The sequence below is a fragment of the Burkholderia sp. 22088 genome, from assembly GCF_052045915.1.
GTDB lineage: Bacteria > Pseudomonadota > Gammaproteobacteria > Burkholderiales > Burkholderiaceae > Burkholderia > Burkholderia cepacia.
Genome location: NZ_JBQEPY010000012.1, coordinates 68,149 through 82,371, shown reverse-complemented (window position 1 = coordinate 82,371; position 14,223 = coordinate 68,149). Strand labels below are relative to the sequence as shown.

Here is a 14,223-nt window from a genome sequence, read left to right as displayed (position 1 = left end):
TCATGTCGCACGCGCGCGCGCCGTTTCGACCCGATGCACCGGATGCCTCGCCTCGCGCGGGCGAGCCGGGGCGCGACTTCGCGTTCACGGGCGCGGATTTCGCACGCATCCGCGCGCTGATCCATCAACGCGCGGGGATCTCGCTGTCCGAGCACAAGCGCGACATGGCGTACAGCCGTCTCGCGCGCCGCTTGCGGGCACGCGGCCTCGACACGTTCCGCGACTACCTCGACCTGCTCGAGCAGGAAGACGATCCGCTCGAGTGGGAGGCGTTCACCAATGCGCTGACGACGAACCTGACCGCGTTCTTCCGCGAGTCGCACCATTTCCCGATCCTGTCGGATTTCGTGAAGGGGCGGCCGGCGCCCGTATCGGTCTGGTGTTCGGCGGCATCGACCGGCGAGGAGCCTTACTCGATCGCGATCACGCTGATCGAGGCGCTCGGCGAATCGGCCGCGCGCGGCGCGTCGATCCTCGCGACCGACCTCGACACGCAGGTGCTCGCGAAGGCGGAGGCCGGCATCTACACGTATGACCAGGTCAAGCACCTGGCGCCGGAGCGGCTGAAGCGCTTCTTCCTGAAGGGCACGGGCGCGCAGGCCGGCCGCGTGAAGGTGCGCCCGGAGCTGCGCGCGATGATCCGCTTCGAGCAGCTGAACCTGACCGATGCGGACTACGGGATCGCGAAGCCGTTCGACGCGATCTTCTGCCGCAACGTGATGATCTATTTCGACAAGCCGACGCAGGGGCAGGTGCTGTCACGCTTCGAGCCGCTCGTGAAGCCGGGCGGGCTGCTGTTCGCCGGCCATTCGGAAAACTTCACGTACGTCACGCAGGCGTTCCGGCTGCGCGGGCAGACGGTGTACGAACTGACTCGCGATGCCGCACAGGGCGCGCGGCCGCGTGGCGCGCAGGCGCCCGCGGCGGCCGCGACGGCGTCGCCGGTGCGTGCGCGGGCCGCGGGCGCCGCGCCCGCCTTTGGAGAGCGCGGATGAGCGCACTGCCGATCGCGACCAATCGCTACTTCGACAGCCACTTCGGCCTGCCCGGCGTGAAGCTGCTGCCGAACGAGTTCTACACGACGTCCGAGGACATGGTGCTGATGACCGTGCTCGGCTCGTGCGTCGCCGCGTGCATTCACGATCCGTACGCGGGCATCGGCGGGATGAACCACTTCATGCTGCCCGACGACGGCGCCGATGCGGGCGCGGCCGCGTCCGACTCGATGCGCTACGGCGCGTACGCGATGGAAGTGCTGATCAACGAGCTGATCAAGGCCGGCGGGCGCCGCGAGCGCTTCGAGGCGAAGGTGTTCGGCGGCGCGGCCGTGCTGGCCGGCATGACGACGATCAACATCGGCGATCGCAACGCCGATTTCGTGCGCCGCTACCTGGCGCTCGAACGCATCCGCATCACCGCGGAGGACTTGCAGGACGTCCATCCGCGCAAGGTCGCATTCATGCCGCGCACGGGCCGCGCGATGGTGAAGAAGCTGCGGCTGCAGGTGCCGGGCGTGACCGAGCGCGAAGCCGCGCTCGCGCGCGAGGCCGACCGCCTGCGCGCCGCGCGGCCGCGCCCCCACGTCGAGCTGTTTGCGGCGAAACGGCCGGCCGCGCCGCAGCCGGCGCGCCCGCGTATCGAGCTGTTCGGCGCACGCGGCGCGGCGCCGGGCGGTGCCGGCGGCTCCAGCGGCTCACGGGCAGCGAACCCGCCAGCCGGCAGCCCGTATGCGGCGAACCTATCAAGAAAGCAGGAGGCATGACCGCAGTGCAGAAGATCAAAGTATTGTGCGTCGACGATTCGGCGCTGATCCGCAGCCTGATGACCGAGATCATCAACAGCCAGCCCGACATGACGGTGGTCGCGACCGCGCCCGATCCGCTCGTCGCGCGCGAGCTCATCAAGCAGCACAACCCCGACGTGCTCACGCTCGACGTCGAAATGCCGCGCATGGACGGGCTCGACTTCCTCGAGAAGCTGATGCGCCTGCGGCCGATGCCGGTCGTGATGGTGTCGTCGCTGACCGAGCGCGGCTCGGAAATCACGCTGCGCGCGCTCGAGCTCGGTGCGGTCGATTTCGTCACGAAGCCGCGCGTCGGGATTCGCGACGGGATGCTCGACTACGCGGAAAAGCTCGCCGACAAGATCCGCGCGGCGTCGCGTGCGCGCGTGCGCCAGGCGCCGCAGCCGCAGGCCGTCGCGCGCGCGGCGGACAGCCACGCGGCCGCGCCGATGATCAACAACCCGCTCGTCAGTACCGAGAAGCTGATCATCATCGGCGCATCGACGGGCGGCACCGAGGCGATCCGCGAAGTGCTGACGCCGCTGCCGCCGGACGCGCCGGCCGTGCTGATCGCGCAGCACATGCCGCCGGGCTTCACGAAATCGTTCGCACAGCGGCTGAACGGCCTGTGCCGGATCGCGGTGAAGGAAGCCGAGCACGGCGAGCGTGTGCTGCCGGGCCACGCGTATATCGCGCCGGGCCACGCGCACCTGTTGCTTGCGAGGAGCGGGGCGAACTATATTGCGCAACTGTCGGACGAGCCGCCGGTCAACCGGCACCGTCCGTCGGTCGACGTGCTGTTCCGCTCGGCGGCGACGCACGCGGGCAAGAACGCGATCGGGGTGATCCTGACCGGGATGGGCCGCGACGGCGCGGCCGGCCTGCTGGAAATGAAACGCGCGGGCGCCCACACGTTCGCGCAGGACGAAGCAAGCTGCATCGTGTTCGGGATGCCGCGCGAGGCGATCGCGCTCGGCGGCGCGGACGAGATCGCGCCGCTCGCCGACATGAGCCGCCGCGTGATGGCGCGCCTGGCGACGATGGGCGATCGCGTGCAGCGCGTTTGAATGGAATGTCACGGGGCGCGTGCCACGATACGCGTCCCGACGGAAACGAATCTGGAAAGGAACGACGATGGACAAGAGCATGAAAATCCTGGTGGTGGACGATTTCCCGACGATGCGCCGGATCGTCCGCAACCTGCTCAAGGAACTGGGCTACTCGAACGTCGACGAGGCCGAGGACGGCCTCGCCGGCCTCGCGCGGCTGCGCGGCGGCGGCTACGACTTCGTGATCTCGGACTGGAACATGCCGAACCTCGACGGCCTCGCGATGCTGAAGGAAATCCGCGCGGACGCGACGCTCACGCACCTGCCGGTGCTGATGGTCACGGCCGAGTCGAAGAAGGAGAACATCATCGCGGCGGCGCAGGCCGGCGCGAGCGGCTACGTCGTGAAACCGTTTACGGCCGCGACGCTCGACGAGAAGCTGAACAAGATCATCGACAAGATGGCGAAGGCCGGGAGCTGACGTGAACGAGCCGATCCATGCCGCGCTGACGGGCGCCGGGTTCAGCGCAGACGGCCAGGCCGAAGGTGCCGATTACGCGAGCGACCGCATCCTCGCGCGCATCGGCCATGTCACGCGCACGCTGCGCGATTCGATGCGCGAGCTCGGGCTCGACAAGCATGTCGAGCGGGCGGCCGAAGCCGTGCCCGATGCGCGCGACCGGCTGCGCTACGTCGCGACGATGACCGAGCAGGCCGCCGAGCGCGTGCTGAATGCGATCGAGGTGGCCAAGCCGATGCAGGCGCGCCTCCAGAACGAAGCCGAAGCGCTCGACGCGCGCTGGGCGCAGTGGTATGCGGCGCCGATCGAGCACGCGGAAGTGCGCGAGCTGATGGACGATACGCGCACGTTCCTGCGCACGCTGCCCGAATCGACGTCGGCGACCAGCGCGCAACTGCTCGAGATCATGCTCGCGCAGGATTTCCAGGATCTGACCGGCCAGGTGATCAAGAAGATCATGGACATGGTCTACCTGATCGAGCAGCAGCTCCTCACGGTGCTCGTCGAGAACATCGCGCCCGAGCGGCGCGAGCAGTTCGCGGCCACCGCGGCCGCGCTCGCCGCCGAGCAGATGAGCTCGACCGGCAGCCCCGAGTCGCTGCTGAACGGCCCGCAGATTGCGCCGGAAGGCAAATCCGACGTGGTCCAGGACCAGGGGCAGGTCGACGACCTGCTCGCCAGCCTGGGCTTCTGACCCTGCCGCGTGCATCGGCGCGCCTCCGTTTCGCGGGGCCGCTCGATGCATGCGTCGCGCCGTTTCCACAACGTCCACCACGTTTACCCGGGCTCGCCGCCTGCGCACGCGCCGGTCGGCCTGCGTCGAATTGACACTTCGACACACTCAGCAGGCATACTACGCGTCAGCAGCAACGAAGCGTCATTCATACGACTCATACGTCGGCAGGCGGCGCGGGCATGATCGCCGCGCACGCCGCCACGAAGCCAGTCCCGTGGGAGGGAATGTGAAGCTGAAACGCTTGGGCCGCGCCGTCGCGCACGCGACGGCTGCAACGGGTGTGCTGTGGGCCGTCCACGCGCACGCCGAACTGGGCGGCGCACCGATGTCGCCGCCGGCGGACGATCAGGCCGCAAGCGTGCGCGCGCTGCAGCGCGCGATGCGTTCGGCGGACGGCATGCAGACGAGTACCGCCGCCTATACCGTCCGCGAAATCACGCTCGGATCGGGCACCGTCATTCACGAGTACACGTCGGCCGCCGGCAGCGTGTTCGGCCTCGCATGGCAAGGGCCGACGATGCCGGATCTCGCGTCGCTGCTCGGCAGCTATTTCCCGCAGTACACCGCCGGCGTCCAGGCGGCGCACAAGGCGCGCGGCTGGCGCGCACCCGTGTCCGTCGACACGAGCGGCCTCGTGATCCGGACGGGCGGCCACATGGGCGCCTTCTCGGGCCAGGCCTGGCTGCCGGCGGCGCTGCCTGCCGGCCTGGCCGGCACCGACATCCAGTGACAGCGGGAGAGCGATCTTGAGCATTCCTCGTACATTCAAGCGCTGGCTCGGCGTGCTGGGCCTCGCGGCGGCAACGGCCATCCTCGTGACCGCATGCGGTGGCGGCGGCGACGGCGGCGGCAGCAGCAACTCGGGCAACAACGGCAACAACGGTTCGGGCGGCTCGGACGGCAACTCCGGGAACACGGCCGTCATCAACGTCAACGCCGGCGTGGCGAACGTGATCAACATCCCGACCATCAGCGTGAAGGTCTGCGCGCCGGGCACGTCGAACTGCCAGGTGGTCAGCAACGTGCTCGTCGATACCGCGTCCTACGGGCTGCGGCTCGTCGGCAGTGCGGTGTCGGGCGTGCTCGGCAGCCTCCCGCAGGTGACGAGCGGCGGCGCGCCGGTCGCGGAGTGCGGCAAGTTCGTGTCGAGCTATACGTGGGGTTCGGTGCGTACGGTCGACCTGTCGATCGGCGCCGAGCAGGCGCGCTCGCTGCCCGTGCAGATCATCGGCGACCTCGGCACGACGAACGTGCCGGCCTCGTGCACGAACGGCGGTGCGTCGGCCAACTCGGCGAGCGCGCTCGGTGCGAACGGGATTCTCGGCATCGGGCCGGCGCCGGTCGACTGCGGCACGACCTGCGCGACGTCGACGTCGTCGAGCAACAACTACTACGCGTGCCCGAACGGCGACAACGCGAACTGCGCGGTCGCGCTCGTGCCGGTGGCGCAGCAGGTGGCCAACCCGGTTCATCATTTCGCCGACAGCAGCGGGGTGAGCGTGACGATGCCGGGCATCTCGAACAGCGGGCAGGCCAGCTCCACCGGGACGCTGACGTTCGGCCTGCCCGACCTGACCGGGAAGACCGTGATGACGTCGACCACGACGGGCGACGTCAGCGCGACGTTCCTCGGGCGCAACGTGACCGCGTTCTTCGATACGGGCTCGAACGCGTATTTCTTCAACGATTCGGGGCAGACGGTTTGCTCGAAGAACACGCAGTTCTACTGCCCGTCATCGCCGCCGGCCAGCTACTCGGCGACGCTGAGCGGCCAGAACGGCGTGGCCGCGACCGTGTCGATGTCCATCGCGAACGCGGATTCGCTGTTCTCGAACCCGTCGACGTACGCGTTCAACGACATCGCGGGCCCGTTCGGTTCGTCCAGCTGGCTCGACATCGGCATGCCGCACTTCTACGGCAGGACGATCTACTTCGGGATGGACAAGACCTCGACCGGCGGCGCGGCGCCTTTCGTCGCGTTCTGACGCGGCAGGGCCGCACGCTGAAGGGAACGGGGGGCGAGAGATCGCCCCCTTTTTTTATCCGGCGGCCGCGCACGGCACGGCACGACCGGCCGGGCCGGAGCGCCGCCGCGTGCGGGCACAGCGCCTACGATGTAATACCGGCGGCCGTGCCGGCACGACATCGAGGAGGCAGCGTCATGAGCTCGCGCATACAACGCATCACCCCGTTCCTTTGGTTCGACCGCGACGCCGAGGCGGCCGCCGGTTTCTACGTGTCGGTGTTCGACAACGCGCGCATCGTGCACGTCGCGCGCTACGGCAAGGCCGGCGCGCACGCATCCGGCAGCGCGGAGGGCGCGGTGATGACCGTCGCGTTCGAGCTCGACGGGCAGGCGTTCACCGCGCTGAACGGCGGCCCCGTGTTCCAGATCACGCCGGCCGTGTCGTTCGTCGTCAACTGCCGGGACCAGGACGAAATCGACCGCTATTGGGCGCGCCTGTCCGAAGGCGGCGACGAGCGCGCGCAACAGTGCGGCTGGCTGCGCGACCGGTTCGGCGTGTCGTGGCAGGTCGTGCCGGTGCAGCTGCCGGAATTGATGGCGGGCGATCCCGCGCGCGCCGAGCGCGTGATGGCGCAGGTGATGACGATGAAGAAGCTCGATCTCGCCGCGCTGCAGCGGGCGGCGGCGGGCTAGGCGCGTGCGCCGGCCTGTTATCGGCGTGAACGGGGCCTCGCCGGCGCCCCGTGGCCGGCACGGGCCGGGAAGCCCGTGATCGCCGTATACGGGCACTAGACCGGCGGCCGGCCGGTACGCATCAGCTGCGTATGGTCGAGGAAGCGGTGGCCGGGCCCGTACGCGGTGCTTTCGATCCGGACGGCATCGGCAGGCGCGACCGGGCGCCCGGCGGCATCGACCGACACCGATTCGATCTCGACGACCGGCACGCACCAGGCCGCGCGGGCGCGTTCCGACGGTTCGCCGCGCGCGTCGGCGCAGCGGAAAGCGACGCTCGCGGGGACATCCTGCGCGCGCAGGGTTTGCGTCGACCCGTTCCACGCATGGTGCAGGGCGATCGTGCCGGGGTGCGGTGCGTCGGGCGCCTGCGCGCCGGGCGGCAGGGCTGGCGTCGTGCCCGCGCAGCCGGTTGCCAGCGCGCAGGCGAGCGACAGCGACGGAACGAACGGATGACGGAGCATGGTGCGGTTCGACCGGAATCGGAAATGACGAAGCGTAGCGCGCTTTGCGCGCCGGCGTAATACCGGCCGGTTAATCGAATGCGGTACTCGCAGCGATTATCGATCGCCCCCCGGTTTCATTTTGCGGTAGTCAAGTGCTGGATTATCCGGGGCTGTCGTTTATGTCAGGTGTTCAAGATTATTAAAATGACGCGGCATGCAAGCCTGCGGCGCCGTATTCCGCTTCGGAAGCCGTTCATACGCCGTGCCGGCGGGCGCTGCAGCCGGGCGTGCGCATTACCCGCCATGTGAAAATAGATTGGAGCCCGCCGAAATTCAAACATATAATGCCGGCGTTGTTTCCGGGGTCGTCAATATAAAACAGGAGGGTAATAAGATGAATTTTTCAGAAGCCGTTCGTTCCGTACTCAATAAATACGCGACATTCGAAGGCCGCGCGCGCCGTGCCGAATACTGGTATTTCGCGCTGCTCACCTGCGTGCTGTCGATCGTCGCGCAGGTCGTCGGCGCGGGGAGCCACGACGCGGGCCTGATCACGCTGCTGCTGCTCGTCGTGCTCGGCCTGATTTCGCTCGCGCTGATCATTCCGAGCATCGCGGTCAGCGTGCGCCGGCTGCACGATACGGGCCGCTCGGGCTGGTTCCTGCTGCTGGCGCTGATCCCGATCGTCGGCGGCATCCTGCTGCTCGTGTGGATGTGCTCGCGCGGCACCGAAGGCCCGAACCGCTTCGGCGCGGACCCGATCGCGGCGGCCTGACCGACGCCTGCCCCGGCGCGCGACGCTGTCGCGTCGGGGCCTGGTTTCGCGCCGTTCCCGCTTCACCGTTTCACCAACCGCTTCACCATTTCCCAGCTTCGCGCCGTCGTCGCTCGGCCCCAAGCCCCGCGCCCACCCCCGCCATCGCACCGGCCGCCCCGTTTCGCCGCCTCGCCTCACCCCGTTCCGGCCCCCTTCCGGCCCCGTCCGGCCGCGTTTGCACCGGCTCGCCCGATTCCCCGAAATACCCCCCTTTCCCGGCTTTGCTCGACCGATCGGTGTTTGACGCCTCCATGAATAATCGGTGTCACTGGAAAGCGGCATTCCGCCGTACCCGACTGGAGGCCCCGTGGCAGACGAGAGCGATCTCGACAAGACCGAAGCCGCCACTCCCAGGCGCCGCGAGAAGGCGCGCGAGGAGGGGCAGGTCGCGCGTTCGCGCGAACTGGCTTCGTTCGCGCTGCTCGCGGCCGGGTTCTACGGTGCCTGGCTGCTCGCGGGCCCGTCGGGCGGGCATCTGCAGGCGATGCTGCGCGGCGCGTTCATGTTCGATCGCGCCACCGCGTTCGATACGAACCGGATGCTGTCGGCGGCCGGCAGCGCGAGCCTCGAAGGCTTCGCCGCGCTGCTGCCGCTGCTCGCGCTCACCGGTGTCGCCGCGCTGCTCGCGCCGATGGCGCTCGGCGGCTGGCTGATCTCGCAGAAAACGTTCGAACTGAAGTTCGACCGCCTGAACCCGATCTCCGGCCTCGGCCGGATCTTCTCGATCCAGGGGCCGATCCAGCTCGGGATGTCGATCGCGAAGACGCTCGTCGTCGGCGGGATCGGCGGCATCGCGATCTGGCGCAGCAAGGACGAACTGCTCGGTCTCGCGACGCAGCCGCTCGGCGTGGCGCTGCCCGATGCGCTGCACCTGGTCGCCGTGTGCTGCGGCACGACGGTCGCCGGGATGCTGGTGGTCGCCGCGCTCGACGTGCCTTACCAAATCTGGCAGTACAACAAGAAGTTGCGCATGACGAAGGAAGAAGTGAAGCGCGAGCATCGCGAGAACGAAGGCGATCCGCACGTGAAGGGGCGGATCCGCCAGCAGCAGCGCGCGATCGCGCGGCGCCGGATGATGGCGGCCGTGCCGAAGGCCGACGTGGTCGTGACGAACCCGACGCACTTCGCCGTCGCGCTGCAATACACGGACGGCGAGATGCGCGCGCCGAAGGTCGTCGCGAAGGGCGTGAACCTCGTCGCCGCGCGCATCCGCGAACTCGCGGCCGAACACAACGTGCCGCTGCTCGAAGCGCCGCCGCTCGCGCGTGCGCTGTATCACAACGTCGAACTCGAACGCGAGATTCCCGGCTCGCTGTACTCGGCCGTCGCCGAAGTGCTCGCGTGGGTCTACCAGCTCAAGCGCTTCCGTTCGGAAGGCGGCGCGTTCCCGGCGGTGCCGGTCGACCTGGACGTGCCGGCCGACCTCGACAAGGGCGCGTCGGTCTCCGCCGACGACGAACGCGAGGAAGCCGAAGACACGCTCGGTAACGGAGGCGCGGCATGAGCACCCCGACCGGCCTGTTCGCGAAGCGCCAGAATCCGTTCGCGGGCACCAACCTGCGCGCGCTCGCGGGCCCGATCCTCATCTGCATGATTTTGGGGATGATGATCCTGCCGCTGCCGCCGATGCTGCTGGATCTGCTGTTCACGTTCAACATCGCGCTGTCCGTGATGGTGCTGCTCGTCAGCATGTACACGATGAAGCCGCTCGATTTCGCGGCGTTCCCGAGCGTGCTGCTGTTCTCGACGCTCCTGCGCCTGTCGCTGAACGTCGCGTCGACGCGCGTCGTGCTGCTCGAGGGCCACACCGGGCCGGACGCGGCCGGCCAGGTGATCGAGGCGTTCGGCCACTTCCTCGTCGGCGGCAACTTCGCGGTCGGCATCGTCGTGTTCGTGATCCTGATGATCATCAACTTCATGGTGATCACGAAGGGCGCGGGGCGGATCGCCGAAGTGTCCGCGCGCTTCACGCTCGACGCGATGCCCGGCAAGCAGATGGCGATCGACGCCGACCTGAACGCGGGCCTCATCAACGAAGAGCAGGCGCGCAAGCGCCGCCTGGCGGTCTCGCAGGAAGCCGAGTTCTACGGGTCGATGGACGGCGCGTCGAAGTTCGTGCGCGGCGACGCGATCGCCGGCCTGATCATCATGACGATCAACGTGATCGGCGGGCTGATCGTCGGGATGGTCCAGCACGACATGACGTTCGCCGCGGCCGGCACGAACTACACGCTGCTGACGATCGGCGACGGCCTCGTCGCGCAGATCCCGTCGCTCGTGATCTCGACCGCGGCCGGCGTGATCGTGTCGCGCGTCGCGACCGACGAGGACATCGGTACGCAGATCACCGGCCAGCTGTTCACGAACCCGCGCGTGCTGAACATCACCGGCGCGATCATCGTGCTGATGGGGCTGATCCCGGGCATGCCGCACTTCGCGTTCCTCGCGCTCGGCGGCGGCGCGATCTGGCTGGCCCGCACGCAGACGAAGCGCGCGGCGGCCCGCAAGGCGGCCGGCGACCTGACCGACATCGCGCCGCCCGCCGTACTGCCGTCCGACAGCCACGAGGCGACCTGGGACGACGTGCAGCTGATCGACCCGCTCGGCCTCGAAGTCGGCTACCGGCTGATCCCGCTCGTCGACAAGAACAGCGACGGCGAACTGCTCAAGCGCATCAAGAGCATCCGCAAGAAATTCGCGCAGGAAATCGGCTTCCTGCCGCCCGTGATCCATATCCGCGACAACCTCGAACTGCGGCCGAACGCGTACCGGATCGCGCTGAAGGGCGTCGAGATCGGCGTCGGCGAAGTGTTCCCGGGCCAGTGGCTCGCGATCAACCCCGGCCAGGTGACGGCCGCGCTGCCGGGCGCCGTCACGCAGGATCCCGCGTTCGGGCTGCCGGCCGTGTGGATCGACGTCGCGATGCGCGAACAGGCGCAGGTGTACGGCTACACGGTGGTCGACGCGAGCACGGTCGTCGCGACGCACCTGAACCATCTGGTCGTCCAGCACGCGGCCGAGCTGCTCGGCCGCCAGGAAGTGCAGGCGCTCGTCGAGCGCACCGGCAAGGACGCACCGTCGCTCGTCGAGGACCTCGTGCCGAAGACGATCTCGCTGACGACGCTGCAGAAGGTGCTGCAGAACCTGCTCGAGGAAGGCGTGCCGATCCGCGACATGCGCACGATCCTCGAGGCCGTGTCCGAACACGCGGGCCGCGGCGACGCATTCGAGATCACGGCCGCGGTGCGGCTCGCGCTCGGCCGTGCGATCACGCAGCAGTGGTATCCGGGCGCGGGCGAAATGCAGGTGATGGGCCTCGACGCGAATCTCGAACGCGTGCTGTCGCAGGCGCTCGCCACCGGCGCGAACCCGGGCCTCGAACCCGGCCTCGCGCACAACCTTCTGACCGGCACGCAGCAGGCGATGCTGCGTCAACAGAATCTCGGGCTGCCGCCCGTGCTGCTCGTGCAGCACGCGCTGCGCGCGATGCTCGCGCGTTTCCTGCGCCGCAGCCTGCCGCAATTGAAAGTGCTGTCGTACGCCGAAGTGCCGGACACACGCACGATCAAAGTCGTTAACGTCATCGGGGGTTCCGCTTGAACATTCGCAAATTCACCGGCGCAACGAGCCGCGACGCACTTCGTCTCGTGCGCGAGGCGCTCGGCGCCGACGCGGTCGTGCTGTCGAACCGCACGCTCGATGACGGCAGCGTGGAAATCGTCGCCCTCGCCGATTCGGACCTGGCCGCCGTGACGCCGCCGGCTGCGGCGCGCGCACGCATGGCCGCGCCGCGCGTGCCGGAATCGGTGCCCGCCGCCGCGGTGCCGGGCATCGTGTCGCGCCCGGGCGCGGCGCTTGCCCGCCCGGCCGTCAATCCGTATGCGGCAGGCGAAGGCGGGTTGCCGGACGTGTTCTCGTCGGTGTTCGGCGCAAGCGCCGATACGGACGCGGACTCGGGCTCGGATGACTCGGCCGCGCAAGCCCCGACGCTCGATGCGGACCCGCTGGCCGGCGCCGCCGCCGGTGCGCCGGCCGCGACTTCCGAACCCGCACCGTGGCTGGTCGAGCACGCGAAGCGCCTGACGCAGCAGCGCGATGCGCTGATGGCGCGCACGCAGGCGGCGCCCGCCGCGCCTCAGCCGAGCCCGCCGGCTCCGCAGGCCGCCGCGAGCGCGACGCCGCCCGGCTGGGCGCGCGACATCGTGCGCGACGCCGAACGCCGGATGCCGGCCGCCGCGACCCGCGCGCCGGACCCGGGCGCCGCGCAGGCCGCGAAGGCGGCCGAGCGCACGCGCCTGTCCGCCGATGCCGCCGCCGCGGTGGCCGATGCGGTGAAGTCGCGCATCGAGCGCATCGTCAACGACACGGTGATGCAGGAGCTGGGCGAGCTGCGCGGGATGATGGAAGAGCAGTTCGACAGTCTGATGTGGCACGACCGCCAGCGTCGCAGCGCCGTGCATGGCGCGCTGACGAAGCACCTGTTCTCGGCCGGTTTCTCCGCGCAGCTCGTGCGGATGCTGGTCGACAACATGCCGTCCGGCGACGGCGCGCAGAGCTTCGAGCAGGCGGCCGAATGGGCGCAGTCGGTGCTCGCGGCGAACCTGCCGGTGCTCGACAGCGAGGACGCGCTGATGGAGCGCGGCGGCGTGTTCGCGCTGATGGGGCCGACGGGCGTCGGCAAGACGACCACCACCGCGAAGCTGGCCGCGCGCTGCGTGATGCGCTTCGGCGCGAGCAAGGTCGCGCTGCTGACCACCGACAGCTACCGGATCGGCGGCCACGAACAGCTGCGCATCTTCGGCAAGATCCTCGGCGTGCCCGTGCACGCGGTGAAGGATGCGGGCGATCTCGCGCTCGCGCTGTCCGAGCTGCGCAACAAGCACATCGTGCTGATCGACACGATCGGCATGAGCCAGCGCGACCGTGCGGTATCCGACCAGATCGCGATGCTGCACGGCGCGAACGCGCCGGTGCAGCGCCTGCTGCTGCTCAACGCGACGAGCCATGGCGACACGCTCAACGAGGTCGTGCAGGCGTACCGCAGCGCGGGCGAGCATCCGGACCTGGCCGGCTGCATCCTCACGAAGCTCGACGAGGCGACCCACCTCGGCGGCGTGCTCGACACGGTGATCCGCTACAAGCTGCCGATCCACTACGTGTCGACCGGCCAGAAGGTGCCGGAGAACCTGTACGTCGCATCGACCCGATTCCTGCTGAAGAGCGCGTTCTGTGTGCCGCGCGACGGCTCGCCCTTCGTGCCGCAAGACGAGGACATGCCGACGCTGCTCTCCGCACTGACCGCACGTTCCACCGCCGAGCTGCACGAGGTGCGATTTGGATAAACGAATCATCGACCAGGCCGAAGGGCTGCGGCGCCTGCTGGCCGGGCGCGCGTCGCGCATCGTCGCGGTGACGGGCGGGCCGGCGGGTGTCGGCTGCACGTCCACCGTCGTGAATCTCGCGGCGGCACTCGCGTCGCTCGGCAAGGACGTGCTCGTCGTCGACGAGCGCGCCGACGTGCATTCGGCCAGCGCGACGCTCGCGGGCGCGTGGCTGCGTGACGGCGAACGCACGCGGGTCGCGGCCGGCTTCGGCCTGTGCGCCGCCGCGCGGCTCGCGCGCGCCGGCTACACCGACGCGCAGCTCAGCGATTTCATCGACGGGCCGGCCGACATCGTCCTCGTCGACGCGCAGCTTGGCGCCGACGGTTCGTTCTCGGCGCTCGCCCGCGAAGCGCACGACGTGCTGGTCGTGACGCGGGTCGCGGCGCAGGCGATCACCGAGGCATACGCGTGCATGAAGCGGCTGCATTTCGCGCATGCGTTCGCGCAGTTCCGCGTGCTGACCAATCACGTCGGCAGCCACGCGGATGCGAAGGTCGCGTTCGACAACCTCGCGGGCGTCGCGAGCCGCTACCTGACGGTGTCGATCGCCGACGCGGGCTGCGTGAGCGCCGATCCGCTCGTCGAGCATGCGCGCGAGCTGACGCGTGCCGCGGTCGACGCGTTCCCGTCGTCGGCCGCCGCGCGCGACTACCGGCAGATTGCCGCCGACCTGCTGTACTGGCCGATGCGCCCGCGTTCGGGTGCGGGCCGCGCCGTGCACGCGGGCGGCAAGCCGTCGTATGAGGCGGGCGCGGCACACGCCGCGTGAGTGCCACCGGAAGGAGAGAGC

Annotated in this window: 14 protein-coding genes; 13 read left to right on the top strand and 1 reads right to left on the bottom strand. The window is 69.3% G+C overall.

Translation table 11 applies throughout. From position 1 onward, the window contains the following. Positions 1-2: 2 nt before the first annotated feature. The 8 genes from ACTJLD_RS23115 (at position 3) to ACTJLD_RS23080 (ending at position 6,747) form a co-directional block, all read left to right on the top strand. Complete coding sequence (locus tag ACTJLD_RS23115) at positions 3-995, top strand: CheR family methyltransferase (protein ID WP_060174986.1); 993 nt, start codon at positions 3-5, stop codon at positions 993-995. Beyond that, positions 992-1,762: a chemoreceptor glutamine deamidase CheD gene (cheD, locus tag ACTJLD_RS23110; RefSeq protein ID WP_060174987.1), complete on the top strand. Its 771-nt coding sequence runs from the start codon at positions 992-994 to the stop codon at positions 1,760-1,762. The genes ACTJLD_RS23115 and cheD overlap by 4 nt, the downstream gene beginning before the upstream one ends. Next, positions 1,759-2,850, top strand: coding sequence for a protein-glutamate methylesterase/protein-glutamine glutaminase (locus ACTJLD_RS23105; protein WP_027788644.1), 1,092 nt, complete (start codon positions 1,759-1,761; stop codon positions 2,848-2,850). Before cheD ends, ACTJLD_RS23105 begins: the two co-directional genes overlap by 4 nt. Before the next feature lie 67 nt (positions 2,851-2,917). Then, entirely contained in the window at positions 2,918-3,313 is a 396-nt protein-coding gene (gene cheY / locus ACTJLD_RS23100) for a chemotaxis response regulator CheY (RefSeq protein WP_006485893.1), read from the top strand. Between the two features lies 1 nt (position 3,314). Then, the gene (gene cheZ / locus ACTJLD_RS23095) at positions 3,315-4,046 is read left to right on the top strand and encodes a protein phosphatase CheZ (RefSeq protein WP_027788643.1); all 732 of its coding nucleotides are present in this window, start codon (positions 3,315-3,317) and stop codon (positions 4,044-4,046) included. A 268-nt stretch (positions 4,047-4,314) separates the two neighbouring features. Continuing rightward, a complete protein-coding gene (locus ACTJLD_RS23090; protein WP_119338833.1) occupies positions 4,315-4,818 on the top strand; it encodes a DUF2844 domain-containing protein in 504 nt (167 codons plus the stop codon). A 16-nt stretch (positions 4,819-4,834) separates the two neighbouring features. Beyond that, positions 4,835-6,073, top strand: coding sequence for a DUF3443 family protein (locus ACTJLD_RS23085; RefSeq protein WP_060084479.1), 1,239 nt, complete (start codon positions 4,835-4,837; stop codon positions 6,071-6,073). Between the two features lie 176 nt (positions 6,074-6,249). Continuing rightward, positions 6,250-6,747, top strand: coding sequence for a VOC family protein (locus ACTJLD_RS23080; protein WP_440659748.1), 498 nt, complete (start codon positions 6,250-6,252; stop codon positions 6,745-6,747). 95 nt (positions 6,748-6,842) lie between these two features. Here ACTJLD_RS23080 and ACTJLD_RS23075 read toward each other — a convergent pair whose 3' ends face one another. Then, positions 6,843-7,250 carry a hypothetical protein gene (locus ACTJLD_RS23075; protein ID WP_440659747.1) on the bottom strand — a complete coding sequence of 136 codons (408 nt, stop codon included), beginning with the start codon at positions 7,248-7,250 and terminating at the stop codon, positions 6,843-6,845. A 376-nt stretch (positions 7,251-7,626) separates the two neighbouring features. Between ACTJLD_RS23075 and ACTJLD_RS23070 the strand changes: the two genes are divergently transcribed. From ACTJLD_RS23070 to ACTJLD_RS23050, 5 genes are all read left to right on the top strand, one after another. After that, positions 7,627-8,007: a DUF805 domain-containing protein gene (locus ACTJLD_RS23070; protein WP_060174989.1), complete on the top strand. Its 381-nt coding sequence runs from the start codon at positions 7,627-7,629 to the stop codon at positions 8,005-8,007. 349 nt (positions 8,008-8,356) lie between these two features. Beyond that, positions 8,357-9,553: a flagellar biosynthesis protein FlhB gene (gene flhB / locus ACTJLD_RS23065; protein WP_027788637.1), complete on the top strand. Its 1,197-nt coding sequence runs from the start codon at positions 8,357-8,359 to the stop codon at positions 9,551-9,553. After that, on the top strand, positions 9,550-11,649 hold the full coding sequence (flhA, locus tag ACTJLD_RS23060; RefSeq protein WP_440659746.1) for a flagellar biosynthesis protein FlhA: 2,100 nt from the start codon (positions 9,550-9,552) through the stop codon (positions 11,647-11,649). Before flhB ends, flhA begins: the two co-directional genes overlap by 4 nt. Continuing rightward, a complete protein-coding gene (gene flhF, locus ACTJLD_RS23055) occupies positions 11,646-13,391 on the top strand; it encodes a flagellar biosynthesis protein FlhF (protein ID WP_440659745.1) in 1,746 nt (581 codons plus the stop codon). Before flhA ends, flhF begins: the two co-directional genes overlap by 4 nt. Next, positions 13,384-14,202: a nucleotide-binding protein gene (locus tag ACTJLD_RS23050; RefSeq protein ID WP_059694417.1), complete on the top strand. Its 819-nt coding sequence runs from the start codon at positions 13,384-13,386 to the stop codon at positions 14,200-14,202. The genes flhF and ACTJLD_RS23050 overlap by 8 nt, the downstream gene beginning before the upstream one ends. Positions 14,203-14,223 lie beyond the last annotated feature (21 nt).